The 25,559-nt window shown below is 50.8% G+C and carries 19 protein-coding genes; 7 read left to right on the top strand and 12 right to left on the bottom strand.

All coding sequences use genetic code 11. From position 1 onward, the window contains the following. Nucleotides 1-98: 98 nt before the first annotated feature. Complete coding sequence (locus tag K7G70_RS10095; protein ID WP_223788518.1) at nucleotides 99-2,141, top strand: EAL domain-containing protein; 2,043 nt, start codon at nucleotides 99-101, stop codon at nucleotides 2,139-2,141. A gap of 16 nt (nucleotides 2,142-2,157) precedes the next feature. On the opposite strand, the gene K7G70_RS10090 is transcribed toward K7G70_RS10095, so the two are convergent. The 5 genes from K7G70_RS10090 to K7G70_RS10070 all read right to left on the bottom strand — a co-directional run bounded on the left by K7G70_RS10090 (nucleotide 2,158) and on the right by K7G70_RS10070 (nucleotide 9,489). Further along, nucleotides 2,158-3,180 carry a succinylglutamate desuccinylase/aspartoacylase family protein gene (locus K7G70_RS10090; protein ID WP_223788517.1) on the bottom strand — a complete coding sequence of 341 codons (1,023 nt, stop codon included), beginning with the start codon at nucleotides 3,178-3,180 and terminating at the stop codon, nucleotides 2,158-2,160. A gap of 67 nt (nucleotides 3,181-3,247) precedes the next feature. Next, nucleotides 3,248-6,382: an efflux RND transporter permease subunit gene (locus K7G70_RS10085; RefSeq protein WP_223788516.1), complete on the bottom strand. Its 3,135-nt coding sequence runs from the start codon at nucleotides 6,380-6,382 to the stop codon at nucleotides 3,248-3,250. After that, complete coding sequence (locus K7G70_RS10080; protein ID WP_223788515.1) at nucleotides 6,379-7,830, bottom strand: efflux RND transporter periplasmic adaptor subunit; 1,452 nt, start codon at nucleotides 7,828-7,830, stop codon at nucleotides 6,379-6,381. Before K7G70_RS10080 ends, K7G70_RS10085 begins: the two co-directional genes overlap by 4 nt. Further along, nucleotides 7,827-9,131 carry a TolC family protein gene (locus K7G70_RS10075; RefSeq protein ID WP_223788514.1) on the bottom strand — a complete coding sequence of 435 codons (1,305 nt, stop codon included), beginning with the start codon at nucleotides 9,129-9,131 and terminating at the stop codon, nucleotides 7,827-7,829. The genes K7G70_RS10080 and K7G70_RS10075 overlap by 4 nt, the downstream gene beginning before the upstream one ends. 79 nt (nucleotides 9,132-9,210) lie before the next feature. Next, a complete protein-coding gene (locus tag K7G70_RS10070; RefSeq protein WP_223788513.1) occupies nucleotides 9,211-9,489 on the bottom strand; it encodes a hypothetical protein in 279 nt (92 codons plus the stop codon). 258 nt (nucleotides 9,490-9,747) lie between these two features. Here K7G70_RS10070 and K7G70_RS10065 point away from each other — a divergent pair, with 258 nt between their 5' ends. Both K7G70_RS10065 and K7G70_RS10060 read left to right on the top strand, forming a co-directional pair. Then, entirely contained in the window at nucleotides 9,748-10,632 is an 885-nt protein-coding gene (locus K7G70_RS10065) for an alpha/beta hydrolase (RefSeq protein ID WP_223788512.1), read from the top strand. Beyond that, nucleotides 10,629-11,399, top strand: coding sequence for an MBL fold metallo-hydrolase (locus tag K7G70_RS10060; protein ID WP_223788511.1), 771 nt, complete (start codon nucleotides 10,629-10,631; stop codon nucleotides 11,397-11,399). Before K7G70_RS10065 ends, K7G70_RS10060 begins: the two co-directional genes overlap by 4 nt. A gap of 48 nt (nucleotides 11,400-11,447) precedes the next feature. Here the strand turns inward: K7G70_RS10060 and K7G70_RS10055 are convergent, their stop codons facing one another. The 7 genes from K7G70_RS10055 to rpsF all read right to left on the bottom strand — a co-directional run bounded on the left by K7G70_RS10055 (nucleotide 11,448) and on the right by rpsF (nucleotide 19,571). Further along, nucleotides 11,448-14,309 carry a penicillin acylase family protein gene (locus K7G70_RS10055; RefSeq protein ID WP_223788510.1) on the bottom strand — a complete coding sequence of 954 codons (2,862 nt, stop codon included), beginning with the start codon at nucleotides 14,307-14,309 and terminating at the stop codon, nucleotides 11,448-11,450. A 181-nt stretch (nucleotides 14,310-14,490) separates the two neighbouring features. Then, nucleotides 14,491-15,813, bottom strand: coding sequence for an NTP/NDP exchange transporter (locus tag K7G70_RS10050; RefSeq protein WP_223788509.1), 1,323 nt, complete (start codon nucleotides 15,811-15,813; stop codon nucleotides 14,491-14,493). Beyond that, nucleotides 15,800-16,879 (bottom strand): alanine racemase, encoded by a 1,080-nt coding sequence (gene alr / locus K7G70_RS10045; protein ID WP_223788508.1) that lies wholly within the window; start codon nucleotides 16,877-16,879, stop codon nucleotides 15,800-15,802. The genes K7G70_RS10050 and alr overlap by 14 nt, the downstream gene beginning before the upstream one ends. Then, complete coding sequence (gene dnaB / locus K7G70_RS10040; RefSeq protein ID WP_223788507.1) at nucleotides 16,879-18,279, bottom strand: replicative DNA helicase; 1,401 nt, start codon at nucleotides 18,277-18,279, stop codon at nucleotides 16,879-16,881. The genes alr and dnaB overlap by 1 nt, the downstream gene beginning before the upstream one ends. 124 nt (nucleotides 18,280-18,403) lie before the next feature. Further along, nucleotides 18,404-18,862 carry a 50S ribosomal protein L9 gene (rplI, locus tag K7G70_RS10035; protein WP_223788506.1) on the bottom strand — a complete coding sequence of 153 codons (459 nt, stop codon included), beginning with the start codon at nucleotides 18,860-18,862 and terminating at the stop codon, nucleotides 18,404-18,406. A gap of 11 nt (nucleotides 18,863-18,873) precedes the next feature. Further along, on the bottom strand, nucleotides 18,874-19,128 hold the full coding sequence (gene rpsR / locus K7G70_RS10030; RefSeq protein WP_223788505.1) for a 30S ribosomal protein S18: 255 nt from the start codon (nucleotides 19,126-19,128) through the stop codon (nucleotides 18,874-18,876). A 5-nt stretch (nucleotides 19,129-19,133) separates the two neighbouring features. Next, the gene (gene rpsF / locus K7G70_RS10025; protein ID WP_223788504.1) at nucleotides 19,134-19,571 is read right to left on the bottom strand and encodes a 30S ribosomal protein S6; all 438 of its coding nucleotides are present in this window, start codon (nucleotides 19,569-19,571) and stop codon (nucleotides 19,134-19,136) included. Nucleotides 19,572-19,810: 239 nt separating this feature from the next. Between rpsF and mfd the strand changes: the two genes are divergently transcribed. The 4 genes from mfd to K7G70_RS10005 all read left to right on the top strand — a co-directional run bounded on the left by mfd (nucleotide 19,811) and on the right by K7G70_RS10005 (nucleotide 25,519). Beyond that, nucleotides 19,811-23,218: a transcription-repair coupling factor gene (gene mfd, locus K7G70_RS10020; protein ID WP_223788503.1), complete on the top strand. Its 3,408-nt coding sequence runs from the start codon at nucleotides 19,811-19,813 to the stop codon at nucleotides 23,216-23,218. Beyond that, nucleotides 23,215-24,159 carry a CsiV family protein gene (locus K7G70_RS10015; RefSeq protein WP_223788502.1) on the top strand — a complete coding sequence of 315 codons (945 nt, stop codon included), beginning with the start codon at nucleotides 23,215-23,217 and terminating at the stop codon, nucleotides 24,157-24,159. The genes mfd and K7G70_RS10015 overlap by 4 nt, the downstream gene beginning before the upstream one ends. Then, on the top strand, nucleotides 24,077-24,655 hold the full coding sequence (locus K7G70_RS10010) for a YceI family protein (RefSeq protein WP_223788501.1): 579 nt from the start codon (nucleotides 24,077-24,079) through the stop codon (nucleotides 24,653-24,655). The genes K7G70_RS10015 and K7G70_RS10010 overlap by 83 nt, the downstream gene beginning before the upstream one ends. Nucleotides 24,656-24,730: 75 nt before the next feature. Continuing rightward, the gene (locus tag K7G70_RS10005; protein WP_223788500.1) at nucleotides 24,731-25,519 is read left to right on the top strand and encodes an enoyl-ACP reductase FabI; all 789 of its coding nucleotides are present in this window, start codon (nucleotides 24,731-24,733) and stop codon (nucleotides 25,517-25,519) included. Nucleotides 25,520-25,559 lie beyond the last annotated feature (40 nt).

Genomic DNA, 25,559 nt, shown 5'->3' with positions numbered 1-25,559 from the left:
TTTCGACATTTTTGCTGTGCGATATATTGCAAATATTACGAGCAATTTTTGTGGTAGACTGATGTCCCGAATTATGAAGTGTGTGGGCCCTACGAACAATGCATCGCATCAGTTCCCTGTTACATCGTCTGAATAAAAAAGGCAGCATCATTGCATTACAAGAGGCATCCATTTCCATGGTGCCGATGATCCTGACGGTCACTTTTTTGTTGATGGTGGCCGAAGGTTTGTCCTTGTTCACGAGCGCCACCTATGTGTCTTACATCAGGGACATCCACAGCGCTTTTTATCTGTTTTTCCCGCTGATATTCACCATTGCCTTGGCCGTGGCTTTTGCCAAAAGCAAGGAGGTGGATCCGACCTCATTGATCATTTTGTGTGTCAGTTTGTTGACCTTATCGGTCTCCACCGAAGTCAGCAACTTGGAGCAAATGAAAGAATCCACCTACTATAAGATCATCCCCATCCCCTTGTGCTACCTGACGGCCAAGGTGTTGCGTTACTTCAGCCAGAAGCCCCGCTTGCACCTGTTCAAAGCCGATTTCATGTCGTTTCACTTGAACAAGACCTTCAACCACATTCTGCCCACTTTATTCACTTTTGTGGCGGTTTTTGTGCTGTTCATGCTGTTCGAATCGGTGTGGCATGTGATGACCCATGATGCCTTTTTCCAAACTTTCAAAATTGAAAATTCTGAGCACATGCTGGGTCAGATCCTGCTGCAGTTTTTGTACAAAATCACCTGGTTTTTTGGGGTCAACCCCTCCCATGTATTTGCCTTCACCCAAGCGCCCTATTTTGAGGCTTTTGCGGCCAATCAGGCCGCCCATGCGGCTGGAGAACCGATCCCTAACATCAATGTGCCAGGTACTTATTTTTTCAGTGACATTGGGGGCGCCGGTTCGGCCTTTTGTTTGATTTTGGCGGTGCTGATGTTTTCCCGCAAAAACCGCCACCGCAAAGTGGCCAAGATGTCGCTGTTGCCAAGCACATTTAACATTTCAGAAATCATTCATTATGGTTTGCCCATTGTGTTCAACCCATTTTTGTTTGTGCCATTCATCTGCGTGCCCATCCTGTTGCATTTGAACACCACCTTTTTCATGTCAATCGGGGTGGTATCGCCGGTGGTGGTGGCGGTGCCCTGGACCACACCCCCGTTGTTGAACGCCTATTTGGCCACCGATGGCGATGTGATGGCAGTGGTCTTGCAGGTGTTAAACTTGACCGTCGGCACCTTACTGTATTTGAAATTTTTGCGCATGTGGGAAGGCACCCAAATCAACACCAGTTTGATCAATCAATTCGTTGACAAATTCAATCTGGAAACCCGTGAAATTCAAGCCTTGCAATACCGCAATCAACAATCATTGATTCAAAACTTGGCCACCGAGAATCAAATCAATAAGTTCCTGCTGCAATTATCGCACGGTCAACTGATGCTGTATTTCCAGCCAATCGTGGCGGCCGGCAATGGCCAAGTGGTCAAAGTGGAGGCCCTGCTGCGCTTGCAAGATGAACACGGTGAAGTGCACTTACCGACTTTCATCAATGCCTTGTCGGAAGTGGGCTTGGCCATTGACATCGACCGCTGGGTGATGAAACAAGCGGTAAACCAATCACAAAGTTGGCCCAGCAGTTGTCAGCATTTGAGCATTTCCATCAACGTCTCACCCAGTTCCTTGTTGGACCGGGGCTTTATCGATGAAATCATTGAGATGCAGGCACAAAGCAGCCACTTGATTTGCATCGAGATTTTGGAAAATCAAGCGGTGTTTGAAGAACAAATCATCAATGAGCACCTGAAAATCTTGACCGATCAAGGCATCGATGTGTTGTTGGATGATTTTGGTTCTGGTTATTCGGCCCTGTCGATGTTGTCCAAATTACACATCAAGGGGGTCAAATACGACATTGACTTCAGTGATCAGCTACAAGACCCCTTGGGTGCCCAAGTGTTCGAGTCCTGTTTGAAAATGAGCAAAACCTTGAACCACCGAACCATCTTGGAAGGCATTGAAACGGCCGAACAATTGGCCCTGGCACAACAATCTGGGGTGGATTATGTGCAGGGCTTTCACATTGCCAAACCGTTAACCGAAGCGCAATTGATCGCCTTCATGGCTGACCAAACCGCTTAGGGCCTGTTAACTGGTCTTAGTCATAAGTTTCTTGCATGTTTTCAATGCTGGCTTCGACTTTTTTTGGCTTATGAAAATAAGCGATGTGGTAGACCGCTTCACCTTCTTGCACCAGAGGGATGTTTTGCTTGCCGATGATGATGCCACTGGCGGTGCTGCGCAATTGGGTTGACACATCGCCCAAAGGTTGTTTGATTTCGGCCAACACCTCACCCTCTTTGACGTGATCACCCAACTGTTTTTTGTGCAGCACAAAACCGCTGTCAGGCGCCCTCACCCATTTGCTATCGGTGGCCACAAAAGGCTCGAATGGTTTTTTCTTGCCTTTCAGTTTGGGCAGCATCTTCAAGTGGCGCATCACATTGGTGATGCCTTTCAGACCCGCCTTGATCGACAATTCATCAAAACGCAAGGCCTGCCCGGCTTCATACAGCAGCATGTTGATGCCATGTTCATCAGCACATTCGCGCAAAGACCCATCACGCAGGTTGGAGTTGATCAACACCGGCACCCCAAAAGCCTGAGCCATGGCCAAAGTGGTGGGATCATCCAGGTTGGCCCGAATTTGTGGCAGGTTGCTGCGGTGAATGGCACCGGTGTGCAAGTCAATGCCGTAGTCACATTTGACCACCACTTCCTGCATGAACAAATGCGCAATGCGACCAGCCAATGAGCCTTTGGCCGACCCTGGAAAGCTGCGATTCAAATCGCGCCTGTCAGGCAGATAGCGACTTTGGTTCAACACCCCAAAGGCATTGACAATGGGCACTGCAATCAAGGTGCCTTTGAGGCGATTGATGGCTTTGCTCTTGATCAAGCGCGAGATGATTTCTATGCCATTGAGTTCATCGCCATGGATGGCACCACTGACAAACAAAGTGGGGCCAGGTTTGTTGCCGCGTTTGACATACACCGGAATTGACATGTCGGTGTCGGTATACAATTTCACCGTGGGGATGTGAACTTTGGCAGTCTCGCCCCGGGCGATGCTTTGACCGCCGATGATCAATTTATCTTGGTGGTTTTTTTCTCGCTTCATGCTTGATCTGCGTGAATTTACTTGTGGTCCTGAATATACACTGTTTTGCGCCTAAAAAGAAACCGCATTATTGGCTGGTTGATGGTGCTTGCCGAGGTCGGTGGATCAGGTAATAAATCACCGGCAGTATGATCAAGGTTAACAACAATGCACTGAACATGCCACCAACCATGGGTGCCGCTATGCGGCTCATGACTTCAGAGCCAGTGCCGTCTCCCAGCATAATGGGCATCAATCCCACTATGATTGATAATGATGTCATCATCACTGGGCGCACCCGCATAACGGATCCGGCCAGCACCGCTTGTTGCAAATGTTGTTCGCTGATGGGCTCAGCATGGTTACTCAATCGTTGATGCATGTCTGCCATGCTGCGATTGAGAAAATTCAACATGATGACACCAACCTCAACGGCCACCCCAGCCAAAGCGATGAAACCAACCCCAACGGAAACTGAATAATTGAAACCCAAAGCATAGATCAACCAAACGCTGCCAACCAAGGCAAAAGGTAATGTGCCCATGATGATCGCCACTTCCATTAAACGTTTGAAATTGAAAAACAACAGCAAAGCAATGATCAGCAGAGTGATGGGTATCAGATACATCAATTTGGCTTGCGCCCTCAGCATGTATTCATACTGGCCTGACCAATTGATGGCATAACCAGGCGGTAACTCCAGCCGGTTGTCTAACAACTCTCTGGCTTGCGCCACATAGTGACCCACATCGATATTTTCGATGTCAACATAGACCCAACCGTTGATTCGGGCATTTTCACTTTTGATGCCTGGTGGGCCATCTTCAATGGATATCTTGACCACTTCTCCCAAGGCAATGTGGGCCCCCGATGGGGTGATCAACGGCATGCCCATCATGGCTTCTGGATTGGCCCTGTGTTGTTGTGGAAATCTGATGTTGATGGGATACCTTTCCAGCTTCTCGACGCTGTGTGCAATGGTCTTGCCACCCACTGCCAGAGCAATGTGCTGCTGGATGTCAGCCACATTCAAGCCATAACGGGCTGCGGCCAGTCGATCCACGTCAAGCTTGAGGTACCGCCCGCCTGACACCCGCTCGGCATACACCGAAGCGGTGCCTTGGAGATCAGCCAGCAGCAGCTCAATGTCTTGCCCGATGTCTTGGATCACGGTCAAATCTGGGCCGGCAATTTTGATGCCCACTGGTGTCTTGATGCCGGTGGCCAGCATGTCTATTCGGGTTTTTATGGGCATCACCCAAGCATTGGTCAAACCCGGGATGTTGACCAATGCATCCAATTCACGGATCAAGTCATCGGTCGTCATCCCAGCTCGCCATTCACTTTTCGGTTTCAGTCGAATGAAGGTTTCAATCATGGTCAACGGGGCTGGATCCGTGGCGGTGTCAGCCCTGCCGATTTTGCCAAAGACTTGCTCAACTTCAGGCACTGTTTTGATCAATTTATCGGTGTGTTGCAACAATTCCCGGGCTTCACCGATGGCAATGCCTGGATAAGTGGTTGGCATATACATCAGATCCCCTTCATCCAATTGGGGCATGAATTCGGTGCCGATCTTGCTGGCCGGCCAATAACTGATCAGCAACAACACAGCCGCCAACAACAACGCTGTTCTCGGCCATCTCAAGCCCATTTTCAGCACCGGCTGATAGACCGCTGTCAACCAGCGATTGAGTGGGTTTTGGTGCTCTGCCCGAATTTTGCCCCTGACAAAATACCCCATCAGTACGGGAACCAAAGTGACTGCCAAGGCCGCAGCACCTGCCATGGCATAGGTTTTGGTGAACGCCAATGGCGCAAACAAACGCCCTTCTTGTGCTTCCAGAGAAAACACCGGGAAAAAACTCACCGTGATGATCAATAAACTGAAAAACAAGGCCGGTCCCACTTCAGTGGCTGATTTGGCCACCACTTGCCAGCGATTTTGCTCATTCAATTCTGTTTGTTCCATGTGCTTGTGCATGTTTTCTATCATGACAATGGCACCATCAACCATGGCACCTATCGCAATGGCAATACCACCCAATGACATGATGTTGGCATTCAACCCTTGAAAATGCATGACAATGAAGGCGGTCAAAATACCCACAGGTAAACTGATGATGGCAACCAATGAAGAACGGACATGAAACAAAAAGATGACACAAACACCAATCACCACCACAAACTCTTCCAACAACTTTTCCCACAAGTTATTGACTGCCCGCTCGATCAGCTGACTGCGGTCATAAACGGTGATTACCTCCACCCCTTCAGGCAAACTCTTTTGCAAACTGTGTAATTTTTCCTGCACCCGCTGAATCACACTTTGGGCATTTTCTCCTGAACGCATGACCACAATGCCTCCGACCACTTCACCTTCACCATTCAGTTCCGCCAGGCCCCTTCTCATCTGCGGCCCAAGCTTTATGGTGGCGATGTCTTGTAAAAGAATGGGCACGCCTTGATCATTCAAGCCAATGGGTATCTGCTCAAGATCCTGGCGATTTTTGATGTAGCCGGTGGCATTGATCATGTATTCCGCTTCAGCCATCTCAACCACCGAAGCCCCCACTTCCTGGTTGCCGCGCTGGATGGCCAAGGCCACGTGGTTCAAAGGAATGTTCAAGGCCCTGATGGTGTTGGGGTCGACTTCGACCTGGTATTGTTTGACCATACCACCCAGGGTGGCCACCTCAGCCACGCCTTCGACCGTTTGTAATTCAAAACTTAAGAACCAATCTTGTAAACTGCGCAATTCACTGAGATCATGCTGCTGACTCGGGTCTGTCAGGGCATAGATATAAACCCACCCCACACCGCTGGCATCCGGCCCCAATTCAGGTTTCACACCCTCGGGTAATTGGGCAGCTGCTTGATTCAAATACTCCAAAACCCTGGAACGGGCCCAATACACATCGGTGTTTTCGTTGAAGATGACATAAATGTAAGAATCACCAAAAAAAGAAAAACCCCGGACGGTTTGGGCGCCAGGCACTGACAGCATGGCGGTGGTCAGTGGATAAGTGACTTGGTCTTCAACCACTTGGGGCGATTGCCCGGGATAGCTGGTTTTGATGATCACTTGCACATCTGACAAATCTGGAATGGCATCCACCGGTGTGTTTTTGACCGCAACCACCCCGCCAATGACGATGAATGATGTGGCCAACAAAACCAAAAAACGCTGTTTAATCGACCATTTGATGATGGCTTCAATCATGACCCATAATCCCCGTCGATGATGGATTTTACGGACAATATGGAAAACGCACCTTCATCCACTTGAAAATAAAATTGCACCCTTTGCCCTGGCTCCAATCGATTGATATTGGTTTGCGGTGGCACCGAAAAGTCCAAGGTGGCCGGTGGTCGATTCCACTTTTCGATCCTCCCTCGACTGATGTTAACCACCCTGTTGTCCACATCAATGGCATTCACCATGCCTTCAGCCCAGGCCACATTGTGCATGTCACTGAGACCCATGCGATCAAAGTCAGAAGTTTTACTGGACTCAGAATCAAGCAGAAATTGAGCGGCGGTCACCACCACATCCCCTGGTAACAGTCCGGCCTTGATTTGCACCCGATCAGCGTCAAACCCGCCAACTTCCACGGCCACCGATTTGAATGTGTTGGCAGCGGTTTGCATGACCACCCGCTGTTGCCCCTCCAAGCGAATCAGGGCACTTTTCGGAATGAGCAAAGCGTCGATTTGTGGCTGCTCGATTTCAATGTCGACCAACATGTTGGGTTTGAGCACCAGGGTTTCATTGTTGAATTCCAACCGGGCTTTGATTGTTCGGGTTTGTTCATCCACGGCCGGATAAATGTACTCCACATGGCCTTGCCACAATTGACCAGGCATGGCTTTCAATGCCATGGTGGCGTTGGCTCCGACTATCAAATCAGGTTTGTTGTGATTCAACACTTGGGCTTCCACCCAAACACTGCTCAAATCCGCAATAGACATCAGCGTGGTGCCCGGTTTGACAAAAAAGCCTTCCCTGATTCCCAGTTGTTCAACCACCCCATTTTGCGGCGAATGGTGGGGAATGGTCTGCCTGACACGGCGTTGCGTGCGGAGTGATTGGATGATGTCTTCGGGTATCTGTAACGCCTGCAAACGACTTTGTGCCGCTTCAATCAAGTCCTGGTTGTTGCGTTTCAAAGCCAACAAATACTCTTCTTGGGCATTGACCAGTTCTGGCGAATAAATTTCATACAAGAGTTGTCCTTTGAAAACTTGATCGCCGGTAGATTTCACATGCAATTTCTCCACCCAACCTTCAACCCGTGGGTGCACATGCAACAGCTTGTTTTCATCATATTGAATGATGCCCACCGTGTTGATTGTGCCTTGCAAAGTACCCATACGAGCCAGGCCCGTTTTCACTCCCAAGTTGTTGACCACCACCGGAGAAATCGACACTTCACCAGCTGTGCTTTGATTGGCATTCATGTCAGATGCATAGACCGGGATCAGGTCCATGCCCATGGGTGACTGACCGGGTTGATCGCGGCGGTAGTTGGGGTCCATGGGAGCCACCCAATACAGTGGCTGCTCAGTCGATTCAACACCGGTATCAGGGTTCATCAGTTGCGGCATGAACAGCGCCAGGACCAAACCCACCAACGCCCCTAAAAACAAGAAAAAGAAGCGGTTTTTCATGAGGATTCTCCTTGGTTGAAGACTGGCTGACTGCCAGTCATGTGGGCGTAATTGATTTGCAAGATGCTTTTTTGCATGTCCACTTGGATATTCAACCACTGTAAAGACGCATCCAGTGCAGCGATTTGGGCCCTGATGACGTCATTGAACGTGCCTTCATCATTGGCATAGGCTTGCAGCGCAATTTCCACACTTTCTTGGCTTTGAGGAATCAAAACTTCGCGATACAACTGAGCCCTGTCATGCAAACCATGCAAGGCTTGGGTATGGGCATCAGACAAGGCCATCAAATGACGTAGCATGGCCTCTTTTTCGGTGAGCAAGACACTGTGAGAAGCCACAGCGGCTTTGAGGCCCTGCCCCTGCCTGTTGGCCGTAAAAAGGGGCAAATCCAATTGCACGCCAAACGACAGCAAGTCAGCGCGGTCAGATCCACGTGGGTCATTTTGGCGATAACCATAACCCAAATTCACCGACCAAGCTGGCTTAAAACTTTGCTCAGCCAACTGAATGCCCACCGCTTTGGCGGCTATCTCAGATTCCAAAGATTGCACCGCCGGATGCAGCAAAAACAGTTCAGGGTGGTGCTTTGTGCGTGGCTCCCAACTCAATTCAGGCAGTTGATTATGCATGACCACGTGTTGGCCTGTTGATTGGCCCAGCCATTGGGACATTTGCGCCAGAAATATTTGTTTTTTTTGTTCCAGCACCACCAAGCGATCATCCAATCGAGTCAATTCCAACTCAGCTTGAACCACATCCAGTTGACTGGTTTTTGACCAAGCTGTGCGATAACTGCTGGTGGCCACATCAACCAGATTTTCAAACAATTTTCGACTGTCGTGGATGATTCGAATGCTTTCTTGGGCCGCAAAAACATCCAACCACAGCGCCCCGGTTTTGACCGTGATTTGACCAATGCGGTCTGCACGCAACCAAGGGAATTGTTGGCTTTGTTGTGCCAGTTGTGTTTGTCTCAACTGCCTGCTTTGTCCGCCAGGAAAGTGTTGACTGAAAACCAGCTTAAGGTGGGTCATTGGCTCCTGATCAAATTCAAATGAGTCGGCCGCCAAATTGGCCACCCCAATGGAAAATTTAGGATCTGGTAACTGACCTGCGGCCACACTGAGGGCCAACAAGGAGTGTTCTTGGTGGGTGCTGCCAATCAGCCAAGGATCTTGCTTGATGGCTGTGTTGATGGCTGCTTCAAAGCGCAGGCTGCTTGTTGGATTCTGGCGGGAATCCATTGCGTGTCCAGTGGAGCTGATCAGCATCCACATGACCAAATTGATTTGTCTCATGATGATTGTTCATTTTTGCTGTTGATAAATTGGGTATGAATGGGTTAGACCCATTGATTTCAGGCGCAACTGTCCTGTCTTAAGCAAAAATGGGGGGGCGATCGATGCGATCGGTGATGTGGTCGAGACTTAAATTGGGAACCACAAACCACAATGATTTGTATTGGGGTTGTTGGATGGCTGGCGACACCGGCACACTGATGGCTGATTGACTGGCATTCAGCAAACATTCGCAGTTCGCATCACAACAATCATGGGCTGTCATCTCAGTCGTTTCTGTCAGCTTGACTTCGTTGGTCATCTGATGATGAATGTGATCCGACATGTCTGACATCACAGCCGATTCATCATATTGCATGGTGCATGGCTCAGCCGCAAGGACAAGGTTTTGCAATGCCAAGCACAACAAACAAAAGTGAATCAATCGAATTGACATGCGCTCCATTGTATCGAAGCCATGCAAGCAGAGCAAGTGATACGCATGCGCAACTGGATGCCCAGGCAGACTTTTTCTCAGCAGCAGGGTTCTTGCGGCGAGAGATTTTGATAAAATAAAGACAGAAAACCACCACCAAACCCATGTTCCCAGTCCATGTTTAATTTGTCGACAGTCACCATGCGTAAGCTGGTCAAATTCACTTCTGGTTTGTTTTTGAACCAGAAATGTCCCTTGTGGCTGCAACGCAAGGGACTGAATTTTTTGGGTGGCTACACGTGGTTACCCAAAGCCGTGACGGTGAACAAAACCCACATGGCCGGGCGTCCGGTGTGGTGGTTTGACCCCAACAACCAACGCACATCACAAGCCGTGCTGTATTTTCATGGCGGTGGTTATGGGGTGGGTTCGCCCCGCTCCCATCGCGACTTGTGTGCTTTTTTGGCCCTGTACAGTGGCTTGTCCGTGGTCTCGCTGGATTACCGCTTGGCCCCAGAACACCCGTATCCGGCTGCCTTGGACGATGCGGTGGCAGCCTATCAAGCGTTGCTGGCGCAGGGCTTCAAAGCCGAACACTTGGCCCTGGCTGGCGACTCAGCCGGTGGCGGCCTGGCCTTGTCATTGACCGTGCGATTGCGCGACCGCCAGTTGCCCATGCCGGGCTGTTTGTTTTTGATTTCACCGTGGTTGATTAAGTCCCAGGAAACCAACAGTCACCGCACCCAACTGGACATCGATCCCGTGATCAATGAAGCCTGGAGCCAACAAATGGCCGACCATTACCTGCCAGATGAAGCAATCAAGCAAACGGCCTGTTTATCGACTCATGATTTCAGTGGCTTGCCACCCATGTTGGTGCATGTGGGCACCGATGAAGTGTTGCTGGATGACAGCCTGTTGTTGAAACAAAAAGTCGCCCAGACCGGGGGGCATGTGCAGTTAATCACTTACCCAGAACTGTGGCATGTGTTTCACTTTTCTCCCAGCCTGTTCCAACCGGCCAGGACCGCTTTACAACAGGCCGGCCAGTTCATTGACCAACACTTGGCGAACCACCAGCCATGAAAATTCATCAACTGTCAGGCTACATCCAGGGCATTTATTTGGTTGAATATGACCATGCCCTGTTGTTATTGGATGGGTGTTGCCGGGCCGATGTGAGCCGCTTACAGCGGTTCATCGAGCAGGAGCTGCAGCGCCCATTCAGCGATTTGAAAATGGTGCTGGTGACCCACATGCACCCGGACCATGCCGGGGCCGCACACACCCTGCGTAAGCGCACCGGTTGTCAAATTGCTTCGGCCGACAAAGACACCCATTGGTATCGGGGTTTCAATGGCGTTTTGATGCATTGGATTGATGTGGTTTTGACCCTGTATGTGGGCAAGAAAATGGGCCGCAAGATGAAATATGTGGCCTATTCCCGCAAGCTCAAACCGGATCACCACTTGGCCGATGGTGATGTTGTTCCCGGATTTCCTGATTGGTCGGTGCTGGAGACCCCGGGACACACCGATCGGGACTTGAGTGTGTGGCACCGCGACAGTCACTGGATTTATGTGGCTGATTTGTTCATCAAACTCAGAAACAAATACATCCACCCTTTTCCCATCTTTCATCCCAACAAATACAAACGCTCTTTGCAGCGGGTGCATGCCCTGAAGGCCGCAAAAATTGCTTTGGCCCATGGCGGTGTGGTGACCATGACGGACGAATCATTTGCCACCTTGATTGACCATTCACCGCCCATTCCCAGGACCCCTTTGCGGGCCTCCATCCTGAAATTCAAACACATCCTGCGCCAATTCAAGGCACCAAAAAAGCCCGGATGAACCGGGCTTTTTTGGAAATTCAATCCTGGTCAGACTCAGTGCAAGAACTCAGGGCAGGAAGTCATACTCTTGCAGCGACAACGCCACAATGGTGTCCAGATCAGTGATCAAAGGCAAATAACCATTGACCAACCACAAGAACAATTGGTTGACGTAATTGGCTTCAGCCGTGATCACCCCACTTTGGCCACCGGGAATGATTTGTTCTGCCAGGATGCCCAAGGGAGTGACTTCTGCCACAAATCGCCTGGCCGGTCCTGATGAAAACATGAAATCATTGCTGCCATCGGCTCGGGTGCTGTGCGAGGAGGCATCCAACACTTGATAACCACCGGATCTGGCCACACCAGCCAAGCCATCGACAGTGGACAAACCAAACAAGCCATTGGGCACCGACAAGGCGTCTCCCAAGGGATGTGAGAAGACGATGCGGTGCAATTTGCCCCATTGATAGTCAGCCAAGTCAGATGAATTGCCGAATGCGGCAGCAAAGTCATCACCCGCCATGGCGTCCAATGCCTGTTGTAAAGACGCCAAAATCACAAAATCACGGGCATCTTCACGGCTTGGGGCCTGGGGATTGGTGAAAAAGTTGATGCCAGAAACGCCAAAACCCTGGTTGTTGTCAAAGGCATCCAAGAAATGCTGAAACGCGTTGATTGAGAACCGGCTGCCTGGGCGGTTGGCCGTCATCAGGTTTTGTCCAATCGCTGAATCGATCCCAGCCAAAGTGACGTCGATGGTGTTGTTGATGGCTTTGCCTCGCCACACCGAATAGATGCTGGCAGCGATGGAATGGGCCACTTCAGTGTCCGAAGGGGCCGACAAGGCAAACGGATTATCAAAGGGGTCATAACCCTCGGCCAAACCGGTGGGCGAGCTGAAGTCCCAAGTGGAAAAATAACCCGCGGCTTCGACCACCCGAGGGTCGGCCAAAAATTGGGCTATACCCGGCCAGGCATCACTGGCTGAAGCACGACTGACGGCATTCATCACGTGTGGCATGATCAACTCCGCATCCAACAGTTGGTTGTTGGCTTGGTATTCTTTCATGCGCTGGCTGTCCAGACGCACACCATCGGCCAAATCCTGCTGGATCAAGCGATCCAAGCGACCTTGACGATAGGACGAGTACCCACCTTGTGAAATGTAATACAAACCGCCACCAGGACGCACTTGGTTGAGTACATTGTTGTCCAGTGAGACGCCGATGGGATCGTTGTTGGCATTGGCCACATAGCCGCTGTCAGGATTCACACTGAAGGGCATTTCGGCAAATGGGATCACCTCATAGGGCGTGGCTTGGTTCAAATCCGGATTGGCTAAGGTCATCCATTCATTCATGCGGGTACCGGTGCCATCACGGATGAACATCGGCGGCGTGCCATCGGGTTGCATCAGGGTCTGTAGGTCTTCCCTGATGGGCACCTCGGCCCCAGTGAAGTAGCCAATGTTGCCGTCCCGATCAACCACCCCAAAATTTTGTGAACCGACATCAAACTTGGTCAAAGCGGTGGCAAACTCATCGATGTTGGCAGCCCGCGCCATCTCAAAGAACGCTTCGATTTCTTTGGTTGGGCCAAAGCCGGTGTATTGCATGGAGACGGCCTGCATGGTGCTGGTGTCAACGTCCAAGATGGGACCAAAATTGCGCCGGGGCACCAAAAACGTCAGACCGCCTTGGGTGTATCCGACCTCTTGCCGTTCGGTGTTATTCATCACCCCATCGCCAATGACGTTGGCTTGGTAAGTTTGAAACACCCAAACAATCGGTTCTTCTTGGCCTTGGTAAATGGTGTGGGTGGGAATGCCGAAGGTGTTGGCTTTGTAGGATTCAAAGTAAAAGTCGGTTTCGTCCACCGGGTGCACGGTGCTGCCCCAGCACAAATTTTCATTACAACCCTGAGCGGTCACCGGGGCTCCTGGGAAGCCCACACCGGCCACGTTCAGACCGGTCTCAGCAGCCATGTGCGCCGGGTAAAAGGTTGATGGATAATCCAGACTCAGGTGCGGATCATTGGCAATCAATGGAAAGCCACTGTCGGTGTTTTCACCGGCGATCACCCACACATTGGAACCTTTGTCAAAATTACCGTCATTTTTCAAGGCTTTGATCAGTGGTGTGCTTTCCCAGTTGGCCTTGATGTTGTGCAGCATCTGTAATTCAGCCTCACTCAAGGACATCGAAAAGTCATCCGCAGCCTGTTTCACCGCAGTGGCTGATTTGCCGATGCCACCAATGGAACCCAAGAAACCAGGCACACTGACCCGGTCATCGGGTGGAGCCGCTCGGTACAAATCCTCGAAAAACAAGGCGGTGCCGTCAAATCCAGCCGCAGCACCCACTTGTTGAAAGGTGTTGATGGCAATGGTGGCATCGATCTCTTGTAAGTCATTGGACAAGTCAAAAGCGATCAATTTGGCAATGGCCACCGAATGGACCGGCAACCAACGATCCACCTCTGTCAGTTCCAAGCCGGCATACTCCACTGGTAAATGATTGTTGTCCAACCAGGCATTGACGCCATCGGCATAGGCTTTGAGCATGCCTTGGGATTTGGCTGACAAAGCGGGCAATGAACGCCTGGCGGTGCGCTCAAAGCCGATGGTGCGGAATTGGATGTCATTGGACAAGGCGGCCGGCCCAACCAATTCAGACAACTTGCCTTGCGCAATTTTTCGCGTGTAATCCATTTGGAACAAGCGGTCTTTGGCATGCAAATAGCCCAGCACAAATGACGCATCCTCTTCGGTGGCTGCGGTGATGCTGGGAATCTGGGTTTCGTTATAATAAACCTTGGCCGGTGCACTGAGCAGGTTGTTGGTGATGATGGTTTCATTGGCTGAAACCACCGCAGATGCTGTGAAAAATAGGCCACAGCAAAGCCCTTTGATCTGACTGAATCGCATTCATCATCTCCGTCTATACACTTGTCCCCGAGGAAAAATGATTGTTGATTTGGATTGTAGGATTGATGGGTTCTGGTTGGACCGGTCATTCATGGACGATCCATTTCAAACACCCGTTTAATTTTTATACCACAAATGGACAAAAATAGCAGCCGAAAAATGACAGAATTGTGGGATGGGATCAGTCGCTGGTGGGGTTTTCGGTGAATCGCTGTTGGGCCATGATGCCCAGGCGATAGGCGTTCCAGATAAACACCACGCTGCAAAGGATGCCGGTGATGATCAACACCGCGGTTTCATTCCAGTCGAATCCAAGGCGTTTTTCCAACCAATGCAACAATGAATTTTTATCGGCGACCAAATAACCCACCACAATGACTTGAGCAAACACATCGCCACCGCGATAGATGACGGTGTCGACAAAGTTTTTGAACTTGTATTTGATGTTGTCAGGTAATCCGGTGAACAGCCAATCTGCCGGGGGTTTGAGCAATCCGTAGGCGCCACTGCGTTGCAGCGCAATGCCTCCCAGCACCACCAGAATCACCGGGAAAAATCCCAGCAAGACCATGTTAAAAAACATCAAAATGGGATAAATCATCAGCACTTTATGGATGCTGATTTTTTGCAACAGAAACGGGATCAACAACAGTTGAAAGCCCAATGTGAGGATGTTGGTGATCATGTTGATGTTGCCGAACACCGCGGTGCGGGTGTCTTGTTCAGCATAAAACCGACCGACAAAATCATTTTGTAAATAGTAATAGATGGAACCGATGGTGACCGACAAGACCGTCAACAACGCAATGTGTTGTAACAAGCGATTACCGAGCATCAACTGCAGCCCTTCCCAAGCCGAACCACCCAAGGGCACTTCTTTTTGTTGCTGTACCACAATGGCATAAGACCTGATTTTCAACACCGCCAACAAGCACAGCAGCAAGAAACCCGCTGAGATTAACAACAAATTCACGGTGCCGACTGAGGACACCAAATTACTGGTGATCAAACTGCCGACAATGCCTCCGGTGCTGCCACCAGCGGCGATGATGCCAAACAAACGGGCACCTTGTTGCTTGTTGTAAATGTCGGCCATGAAGCTCCAGAAGATGGAGACCACAAACAGGTTATAGACACTGACGAAAACAAAGAAAAACCGAGCCACGCCCACATGTTCGCTGCCAAAAGTTTGGAACAACAACCAAATGCCCACAATCAAAGTGGCGAAAAAACCATAGGCGATGGGTATGAATTGTTTGCGGGGGTATTTGGAGACCAATTTGCCATACAATGGCTGCAATGACATCATCACCAGAAAGGTGGTGGCAAACAGCCACTTCAGGTTGTCTTTGCCAGCGGTCACGCCCATTTCCTCCCGAATCGGCCTGAGGATGAAATAACCAGTCAACAAGAACACAAAATAAAGGAACGACCAGATCAAAGCCTGCCATTCACTGGGCTTAACTTGTTTCTTAAAATAAGCTGTTATGTCATTGAACAACATTGAATTTCACACGCTTGGTGATGCCACATGTTAACGCATATGGGATTAAATTCAAGTCTTTCGCCACCTGCTCGGTGGGCATGCCTGGGCCCCAAATGAGCACTTCGGCACCGGTCATGGGCGCTGAGAATGCCGACAAATCAATGGCCATCATGTCCATCGACACGCGCCCCAGCACCGCCACGGCTTGGTCCTCAACAAGTACTTGGCTGGGGTGTGGCGACCAGGGATAGCCATCGGCATAGCCGATACCAACAATGCCAATGCGCATGTCTTTGGGGGCCTGAAAATGCCCACCATAGCCCACCAAACCACCGGCCTTGATGCGTTTACTGGCGATGATTTTGGCACTCAACTGCATCACTGGCTTGAGGCCGAAATCAGCACCCCATGGCCCTTGCGGTAAAGGCGAGATGCCATACAAGCCAATGCCCACACGGACCCATTCAGCGGGATCGGCCAACTGGTTCAACACCGCTCCGGTGTTGCTGAAAGAACATTCAAGCCCAAAACTTTTCAAGTCATGCGCCAGCTGACGTTGGTCCTTGGTTTGCTCGCAATGGGCTTGCTCGGAAGTGGCGTAATGGGCCATGATGCGCAGCTGCTTTACGGCTGGCAACGACGTCAACTGGGTGATTTTGTCAGGCGCCAATTCGCGGCGGAAGCCCAAGCGGTGCATGCCTGAGTCAATTTTCAACCAGGCCGCCACCCCAGACTTGGCTGACAATCCTGACAACAATTTAATTTGGTAATCCTGGTGCACCACCACATCCAAACGCTGAGCAGCGGCGGTCTTCATTTCGGTGGGATTGAACACCCCTTCCAGCAATATGATTTTTTTGTCAGGGGCCAATTGGCGCAGTGCCAAAGCCTCTTCCAAAGTCGCGACAGCGAAGGCATCGCAATCAGCCAAGGCAGGGACCACATGGGCCAAACCATGCCCATAGGCATCGGCTTTGACCACCGCGATCAGGCGCCCAGGATGCAGGCGTTTGAACACCCTCAGGTTGTGGGTGATGTGGGGGATGTGGATGGTGGCGGTGGTGCCCCGTTCGCGCAGCATCATCAGTGAAAATCGGATCCTGGGTCTTCCAACAGGATGTCGTTTTCATAATTATCAAAGCGGGTGAACTGGCCGCGGAAGGTCAAATCGATCTTGCCAATGGAGCCATTGCGGTGTTTGCCCAAAATGATTTCTGCTTTGCCTTTGTCTTGTGAATCCGGGTTGTACACTTCATCACGGTAAATGAAAATGATCAAATCGGCGTCCTGCTCAATGGCGCCCGATTCCCGCAAATCAGACATCACCGGTCTTTTATTGGGCCGTTGTTCCAAGGAACGATTCAACTGGGACAAGGCGATCACCGGCACGTCCAGCTCCTTGGCCATGGCTTTCAGGTTCCTGGATATCTCAGAAATTTCATTGGCCCGGTTCTCCACCTTGCCTTTGATTTGCATCAGCTGCAGGTAATCAATCACGATCAAATCCAAACCATGGCGGTTTTTCAAGCGCCGACAGCGGGACATGATTTCATTGGGACTCAGGGCCGGCTGGTCGTCAATGAACAGTTTTGATTGGCTCAACAAGGCACTGCTCTGCCCCAATTTGGGCCAATCGCTGTCTTTCAACTTGCCCCGCTTCAAATCGGCTTGGTTGATTTGCGAAAGGGATGAAAACATGCGCATCACCAGTTGATGGGCCGCCATCTCCATACTGAAGATCGCCACCGATGATCCTGTGATGGCCGCACGTTCGGCGACGTTCATGGCAAAAGACGTCTTGCCCATGGCCGGCCGGCCAGCCACAATGATCAGATCTGAGCGTTGTAAGCCGGCGGTTTTCTTGTCCAGATCGACCCAGCCATAGGGCAAACCGGTGATGTCGCCATCGTTTTCTGCCAACAATTCCAGGTTTTCAATGGTTTCCTTCAGCACCTCTTTGATGTCATGAAAACCCGAACGGGACTTGAGCGTCTGTTCACGAATCTGAAACACCAGTTTTTCCGCCTCTTCGATCATTTCATCGGCGGTGGTGGTTTCTGGGCTGAAGGCTTTTTCTGCCAGTTCATTACCGATTTGGATCAATTGTCTGAGCACCGATTTCTCGCGCACAATGCCGGCATACGCTTCCACATTGGAGGCGCCGGGGGTGTTGGCGGCCAATTCCGCCAGGTAATCCAAGCCACCGGATTGCTCGGTCAAACCATGCGCTTCCAACCAATCACTGACTGTCACCACGTCACAGGCCTGTTGGTTTTCATTCAAATAAGTAATGGCTTTGAAAATGTGCTGATGGTTCTTTTGGTAAAAATCTTCTACCGCCAGTTTACTGGCCACTTTGTCCCAGGCACTGGCCACCAACAACAAGCCACCAATCACCGCTTTCTCGGCATCCGTGGCATGCGGCGGCACTTTCAGCTGGTCTATGGCATCGTTGGTGGAGCGAACGGGGCGAATGTCATTCATGTTGTGTCTGTATGTGCTTGATGTTGGTTTGGGGTCTGGCTTGGATTTGCGGCCACAAAAAAAGCCGATTACGTTTTATTATAATCGGCTTTGTCTGGTCGAGACAATGATTGTCTCTGCGGTTTTAAGCTTCTTCGGTTTCGGCTTCAACCGTCAAGGTCAATTCAGCTTCTACGTCGGCGTGCAAAATCAATTTAACAGGGTATTCACCCACGTCCTTGAAAGCACCTTCGGATTGGATCACTTCACTGGGGTCAACTGGATAACCGCTTTCAGTCAATTTGTCAGCGATTTCGCGGGGACCCACAGAACCATACAAATGACCTTCTGGACTGGCCAAGGCCGACACGGTGATGCTCAAGCCATTGATTGATTCAGCACGGGCTTGGGCCGCAGCCATCGACTCTTTGGCTTTGGCGATCAATTCGGCTTTTTGGGCTTCGAAGGCCTTGATGTTTTCTTCGGTGGCACGCGAAGCCAGCTTTTGTGGAATCAAGTAATTGCGGGCATAACCGCTTTTCACATTAACGATTTCACCCAGGTCACCCAGGTTTTGAACTCTGTTTAATAAAATAACTTGCATGATGGACTCCTTTATTTACCGTGTTGGTCACAGTATGGGATCAAAGCCAGGTAACGGGCACGTTTGACCGCCGTGGACAATTGTCTTTGGTATTTGGCTTTGGTACCGGTGATGCGACTGGGAATGATTTTGCCGGTTTCAGTGATGAACTGTTTCAGCATGTCCAAGTCTTTGTAATCCACTTCTTTGATGCCAGCCGCGGTGAATTTGCAGTTGCGGCTGATGATGCGTTGCGCTGGGCGTCTTCTGCGTTGTTGTTTGGCCATGTTGTTTACTCCTCTTCGGTGGCATCAGCGGTTTCGGCTTCGGCAGCGGCTTCTTCTTTGGCAGCTTCCTCTTTGGCTTCAACAGCCTTGACGTCTTCATCGGTCACTTTCTTGACTTTGTCATCGTCTTCTTTCTTCAATGGTGATTCTTCTGATTCGGCTTCTTTGCGACCCAACACCATGTGGCGCAGGATGGCGTCATTGAAGCGGAATGCATCAACGATCTCGTCAATCACTTCTTGACCACATTCGATGTTCAGCAAGTAGTAATGCGCTTTGTGCAAACGCTCAATGGAATAAGCCAACTGACGTCGACCCCAGTCTTCGGAACGGTGAACGGTGCCACCGCCGTTGGTTACCATGCCACTGTATCTTTCGATCATGGCAGGCAACTGCTCAGATTGGTCCGGATGAACCAACATGACAATTTCATAATGTCTCATTGTTAACTCCTTTCGGGTTTAAAAAAAGCCACCCAGTGGACAAAAACACCGGTGCAGCAAGGAAAAGAGCGCGAATTATAGTGAAAACAAGCCCACATTGCAACGTTGTTTTGTGCTTTTGGGCGTTATTTTTGGGGCTTTTGTGGTCCCCATCTGCAGACAACGACTGGGCGTCGGAAACCGGTGCTTGATGGCCGGGGTTCTGCTAAAATGCAGACCCCCTGAATCAGACTGACTTGATGTTTACCAACACCCAATTGGAATCCGATGCCTGGCAACATGTGGCCGGGGTGGCCTTGCCACTGGCTTTGGCCGAATTACACCAGGCTTACCCAGGTTTGTTGTTGGTGTTGACCGACTCCGTCCACCACAGCCGCGTGCTGGAACGGGAAATCACCTTGTGCAGCCCCAATCAACAAGCCCATGTGTTGCACTTTCCCAGTTGGGACACCCTGCCCTACGACGTGTTTTCCCCCAACCCGGAGTTGGTCTCTGAACGGATGCACTTTCTGCGGCGACTGAGCACCGTGAACGAAAAAGCGGTGTTGGTGATGCCAGTGCAAAATTTGATGCAGCGCTTGCCAGGCAAGGATTTCATCAACGGTCGCAGCCTGTTCATCCAGCGCAACGACACCTTTGATTTGCATCGCTGGCGTGAACTGTTCGAAAAAAATGGCTATGTTCATGTCAATGAAGTCAGAGAAGCCGGTGAATTCGTCATCCGTGGCGGCATCTTGGACGTTTTTCCCATGGGCGCACATGAGGCCTACCGCATCGAGCTGTTCGATGATGAAGTGGAAAGCATGCGGGTGTTTGACACCGAAAGCCAGCTGACAGTGCACACCATCGATCGCATTGAAGTGCTGCCAGCCAATGAGTTTCCCTTTGATGATGCCGCCCGGGAATTGTTCCTCAGTCGGTTTCGTGAACGCTTCGATGTGGACACACGCAAATCCAGCATTTATCAGGATGTGCGCAAACAAATCAAATTCTCCGGCATCGAACAATACCTGCCCTTGTTTCACCGTGAAATGAGTGATTTATTTGCTTATTTGCCAGCCCACACTCAATTTGTTCACTGCTACCACAGTCAAGCGGTGTTACAAACCTGGGAGAAGCAAATTCTGGCCCGTTATGAGGACCGCAGGCACGATGTGCAACGGCCCATTTTGCCCCCTGCCGACATTTACCTGGGGGCCGATGCCACTTTTGCCCAATTGCAGGCCCATCAAAACAAGTGGATCAATCAGCCGGTGGCCGCTGAACTCACAACGCATGATTTCAAAACCCAATTGCCCAATCGCTACAACGCCCAGGTGCATGAGGCTCTGGCCAGCTACTGCGATCACTTCAAGCAACGGCTGTTGATCGCGGCCGATTCACCCGGCCGCCAGGACATGATTCTTGGCAAGCTGAAATCGTGTCAGCAAAAATTTGAGATTTTCAAAGACATACAGGCCTTTTTACACAGTGATACCCCACGGGGCATTTGCTTGGCGCCGATAGAAAACGGGGTGCTGCTGAAAGACCAACAGGTGCTGATATTGGACGAAGGTTGCTTGTTTGGGCAGCGGGTGACCCGGCAACAAAAGGTCAAACGCTACAAGGCCACCCCCGAAGACATCATCAGTAACCTCACCGACCTGCACATCGATTCACCGATTGTGCACATTGATCACGGTGTGGGTCGCTACCGCGGCTTGAAGATGATGGATTATGACGGTGAGGCAGAGTATTTGGAGGTGGAATATTACGGCGGAGATAAACTGTTTGTGCCGGTGTCATCCCTGCATTTGGTGTCCCGTTATTCCGGCGCCAACGAAGAGCTCGCACCTTGGCACAAACTGGGTTCTGACGCCTGGACCAAAGCCAAGCAAAAAGCCGCCAAGAAAGTCAAAGACGTGGCCGCCGAGTTGTTATCCTTGTATGCCCAACGAGAAGCCGCTGGCGGTGAAGCCATGGGCATCAACGAAGATGAATACCAACAATTCTGTGATGGCTTCCCGTTTGACGAGACCGAAGACCAACACAGTGCCATCCAGGCGGTGATCCAAGACATGCAAGCCAGCACCCACATGGATCGGGTGATCTGTGGTGATGTGGGCTTTGGCAAAACCGAGATTGCCCTGCGTGCGGCCTTCATTGCGGCCAACGAAGGCAAACAGGTGGTGTTGCTGGTGCCCACCACCTTGTTGGCCCAGCAGCATTATGACAATTTTGCCGACCGCTTTGCCAACTTCCCAATTCAAGTTAATTTGCTGTCCCGCTTTGTCAGCGGCAAAGACACCAAGGCCATACTGGCTGCCTGTGAAAATGGCCAGGCTGACATCGTCATTGGCACCCACAAATTGATTCAAAAAGGCATCCGCTTCAACAACCTGGGATTGGTGATCATCGATGAGGAACACCGTTTTGGGGTGAAACAAAAAGACCAACTGAAAAAACTCAAAGCCGATGTCGACTTTTTGACCCTCACAGCCACCCCCATTCCGCGCACCTTGAACAGCGCCCTGTCAGGATTGCGTGACCTGTCCATCATCGCCACGCCACCCAAAGCCCGTTTGGCCGTCAAAACCCAAGTGATTGAGTGGCAGAACAGCATCATCAATGAAGCCTGTACCCGCGAAATCCAACGCGGTGGTCAGGTATATTTCCTGCACAACGAAGTGCAAACCATTGAACAAATGGCCGAAACCATTCAAAAAATCAATCCCAGTGCCCGGGTGAGGGTGGCCCATGGCCAAATGAATGAAAAAGAGCTGCAAGCGGTGATGGTGGATTTTTACAAACAACGCTTCAACATCCTGGTCTGCTCCACCATCATTGAATCTGGCATTGATGTGCCCAGTGCCAACACCATCATCATCAACCGGGCCGATAAACTGGGACTGGCCCAGTTACACCAATTGCGTGGCCGGGTCGGCCGCTCCCACCACAAAGCCTTTGCCTATTTGATCATCCCCAGCTGGAAAGCGATCACAAAAGACGCGAGAAAACGATTGGAAGCCATTGAATCACTTGAAGATTTGGGTGCTGGGTTCACCTTGGCCACGCACGACATGGAAATCAGAGGCAGCGGTGAATTGTTGGGTGAAGAGCAAAGTGGCCAAATCCAAAGCATCGGCTTCAGCCTCTACTGTGACATGCTGGAACGGGCCGTGGCGGCATTGAAAAGTGGTGAAGACATCGACATCTTGGATGATCCCCAAGACCACATCGATATTGAACTGAACATCCCAGCCCTGATCCCGGAAGACTACATTTTTGACGTATTCACGCGCCTGACATTTTATAAACGCATGAACAACGCCAAAAACCCCGATGAATTGGATGACATTCGGGTTGAACTGATTGATCGTTTTGGGCCCCTGCCCGAAGCCGCTCAGAACCTGTTCCAGGTGTTGAAAATCAAGCACAAAGCCCAAGCTCTGAAGATCCGTGCCATTGTCATGAATGAAGAACAAGCCGATCTCAAATTCAGCCAACAAGATGATCAGTTTTATGTGCGCTTGATCCACTTGATCCAACAACAACCCCAACAATTCAAACCCCTGCCGCAAGATGGTTTGCGTTTCACCGGCGAATTTGATGAAGCGGCCGCACGCATTGATGCAATCCACCAATTATTTGATATACTGCGAACATGACTCGATTCAAGATGACAGCGGGCCTGGTTTTGACCCTGGCCATGTGCCCGGATACCACCGCCCAAGAATACCTGCGATTGGCTCAAGATGACGTGGTTTATGACGTTGATGTGGTGGTCTTCGCCCGCCGCTTACAACAACCCAGCGTCGAGACCTTCAACAACGCGCCATTGGTGGCCACAGACGATCGCCGTTTTTTACCGCAGTGGGACCCGGAATGGCCCCTGCTCAATTTTCCCCAACCTGAACCGGTCGAACCCAACGCCACAGATCAAGATGAATGGCAAGTACCGATTGAAGAGACCCCACAAGAAGTCGACGCTTTGGTGTGGGTGGCGTTTGCCAGCAACCCCAATCACCCGGTGTTGCAGCGGTTGTCAGTCAACCCCAACCTCAAACCCTTGTTGCATCAAAAATGGCGACAACCTGCCAGCGCCTTTCTGGACCCAGAATATGTCACTGTCAGCACCGTGGCCACAGCACCTGAAGCCGTTGCAGCGGCCGATGCTGACAGCACGTTTAACACCGAAACACCAGCGTTTGATAACCCAACCTCCCGCACGTTGGATGAAGATGGCACAGTTCCCAGCCTGGATGACTTTTTCAATACACCGCCGACCAACCCCGATTACAGCCTCGATGGCCAAGTGGCTTTCTCACAACAAAGATTCACGCACTTGCATGTTAAAATGAATCTGTTCCGGATCAACCAAGCCGGCGAGTCCATTGTCCACGCCATCAGCCAACAACGGCGGGTGAAATTGGGCGAATGGCAGTATTTTGACCACCAACATTTTGGGGTGTTGGCCAAAGTGACTGAAGTATCACTGCAGCCCCCAGAAAATGAGGAGAATGAGCATGAAACTGACCCTGTCACTGGTGTTGATGACATTGACCCTGAGCGCCTGTCAACCCACCAAACAACCAACCCAAGCGGTTGAAACCAACTGGCAATTGGTGCCAGCACAAAGCACCCTGAGTTTTGTCAGCACCAAAAACAAGACCTTCACCGAGGAGCACAGCCTGCAATTTCAAGCTGGACAGTTGTCTGGCCAAGCACTCGAATTGGTCATTGATTTGAATTCAGTCGATACCTTGATTCCCATTCGTGATGAACGGATGCGCAACATCTTGTTCAAAACCGAAGAATTTCCCACCGCCACCGTCACGGCCCTGGTGCCCAAGGATGTGGTGCACAAGCAACCGGTTAAATTGCCTTTTGCGCTGGATCTGCATGGACACCAACAAACCTCTGAAGTCGAGGTCATCATCGAAATGATCAACGATCAAATGGTGGTGGTGAACTATGAGTCGTTGTTGGTGAATGCCAAAGATTATGATTTGGATGACGGCATCAACCAATTGACCAAAATCGCCGGCCTCATGAGCATCAATTATGAGGTACTGGTCGATTTCAAACTGGTGTTTGAAAAATAAGCCATTTCAGTGACATGGGTGGTCATCCTCCGACAAACTTTGTAAGATAAGCCATCCTTTCAAAGAGAATTCATCATGGGCATTTTAGCCGGGAAAAAAGCACTCATTGTAGGCGTGGCCAGTGACCGATCAATCGCATGGAGCACCGCCGAATTCATGCATCAACAAGGCGCCGAGTTGGCCTTCACCTACTTGGATGACAAACTGAAAAAGCGGGTGGACAAGATCGCCGCCCAAACCCAATCAGACATCGTGTTGCCCTGTGATGTGAATTCAGACCAACAAATTGACGATGTGTTCACCGAACTGAAAAGGGAATGGGATGGTTTGGACATCATCGTTCATTCGGTGGGGTTTGCGCCCCGTGAACTGTTGCAAGGCAATTATCTGGATCACTTGACCCGCGAAGGTTACCGCATCGCCATGGACACCAGTTCATACAGTTTTGCCGCCTTGGGCAAAGCCGGCCGCGAGATGATGCAAGGGCGTGATGCGGCCTTGTTGACCCTGACCTATCTGGGTGCGATTCGCGCCATGAACAATTACAACGTGATGGGGGTGGCCAAAGCCGCGCTGGAAGCCAATGTCCGTTACATGGCCCATGCTTTGGGACCGGATGGCATTCGGGTCAATGGCATTTCTGCTGGCCCCATCAAAACCCTGGCCGCCTCAGGCATTGGCAACTTCAAGTCGATGCTCGATCATGTGGCCAAAGCCGCGCCATTGAAGCGCAACGTGACCCAAGAAGACGTGGCCAAAGCCGCCGCCTTTCTGTGCTCTGATTGGGCCCATGGCATCACCGGCGAAATCACCTATGTCGATTCTGGCTACAACATCATGGCCATGACCGAAATCGGCGACTGATCTGTTACTGGTGTGGTCGCCAGCAGGCGGCCACATCCCC

The organism is Marinicella meishanensis (assembly GCF_019931145.1).
Lineage (GTDB): Bacteria > Pseudomonadota > Gammaproteobacteria > Xanthomonadales > Marinicellaceae > Marinicella > Marinicella meishanensis.
The sequence above is the reverse complement of the archived record's forward strand: the minus strand, read 5'-3'. Positions and strand labels throughout refer to the sequence as shown.

What these genes read in the sequence shown, in the direction of transcription:
- K7G70_RS10095 (WP_223788518.1), top strand. Translation starts at nt 99, where the DNA reads ATGCATCGCATCAGTTCCCTGTTACATCGTCTGAATAAAAAAGGCAGC.
- rpsR (WP_223788505.1), bottom strand. Translation starts at nt 19,128, where the DNA reads ATGGCCAAACAACAACGCAGAAGACGCCCAGCGCAACGCATCATCAGC.
- K7G70_RS10070 (WP_223788513.1), bottom strand. Translation starts at nt 9,489, where the DNA reads ATGCAATATGATGAATCGGCTGTGATGTCAGACATGTCGGATCACATT.
- K7G70_RS10080 (WP_223788515.1), bottom strand. Translation starts at nt 7,830, where the DNA reads ATGAAAAACCGCTTCTTTTTCTTGTTTTTAGGGGCGTTGGTGGGTTTG.
- K7G70_RS10010 (WP_223788501.1), top strand. Translation starts at nt 24,077, where the DNA reads ATGAAACTGACCCTGTCACTGGTGTTGATGACATTGACCCTGAGCGCC.
- K7G70_RS10005 (WP_223788500.1), top strand. Translation starts at nt 24,731, where the DNA reads ATGGGCATTTTAGCCGGGAAAAAAGCACTCATTGTAGGCGTGGCCAGT.
- K7G70_RS10085 (WP_223788516.1), bottom strand. Translation starts at nt 6,382, where the DNA reads ATGATTGAAGCCATCATCAAATGGTCGATTAAACAGCGTTTTTTGGTT.
- dnaB (WP_223788507.1), bottom strand. Translation starts at nt 18,279, where the DNA reads ATGAATGACATTCGCCCCGTTCGCTCCACCAACGATGCCATAGACCAG.
- rplI (WP_223788506.1), bottom strand. Translation starts at nt 18,862, where the DNA reads ATGCAAGTTATTTTATTAAACAGAGTTCAAAACCTGGGTGACCTGGGT.
- K7G70_RS10075 (WP_223788514.1), bottom strand. Translation starts at nt 9,131, where the DNA reads ATGAGACAAATCAATTTGGTCATGTGGATGCTGATCAGCTCCACTGGA.
- K7G70_RS10065 (WP_223788512.1), top strand. Translation starts at nt 9,748, where the DNA reads ATGCGTAAGCTGGTCAAATTCACTTCTGGTTTGTTTTTGAACCAGAAA.
- K7G70_RS10090 (WP_223788517.1), bottom strand. Translation starts at nt 3,180, where the DNA reads ATGAAGCGAGAAAAAAACCACCAAGATAAATTGATCATCGGCGGTCAA.
- rpsF (WP_223788504.1), bottom strand. Translation starts at nt 19,571, where the DNA reads ATGAGACATTATGAAATTGTCATGTTGGTTCATCCGGACCAATCTGAG.
- mfd (WP_223788503.1), top strand. Translation starts at nt 19,811, where the DNA reads ATGTTTACCAACACCCAATTGGAATCCGATGCCTGGCAACATGTGGCC.
- K7G70_RS10055 (WP_223788510.1), bottom strand. Translation starts at nt 14,309, where the DNA reads ATGCGATTCAGTCAGATCAAAGGGCTTTGCTGTGGCCTATTTTTCACA.
- K7G70_RS10015 (WP_223788502.1), top strand. Translation starts at nt 23,215, where the DNA reads ATGACTCGATTCAAGATGACAGCGGGCCTGGTTTTGACCCTGGCCATG.
- alr (WP_223788508.1), bottom strand. Translation starts at nt 16,879, where the DNA reads ATGATGCTGCGCGAACGGGGCACCACCGCCACCATCCACATCCCCCAC.
- K7G70_RS10050 (WP_223788509.1), bottom strand. Translation starts at nt 15,813, where the DNA reads ATGTTGTTCAATGACATAACAGCTTATTTTAAGAAACAAGTTAAGCCC.
- K7G70_RS10060 (WP_223788511.1), top strand. Translation starts at nt 10,629, where the DNA reads ATGAAAATTCATCAACTGTCAGGCTACATCCAGGGCATTTATTTGGTT.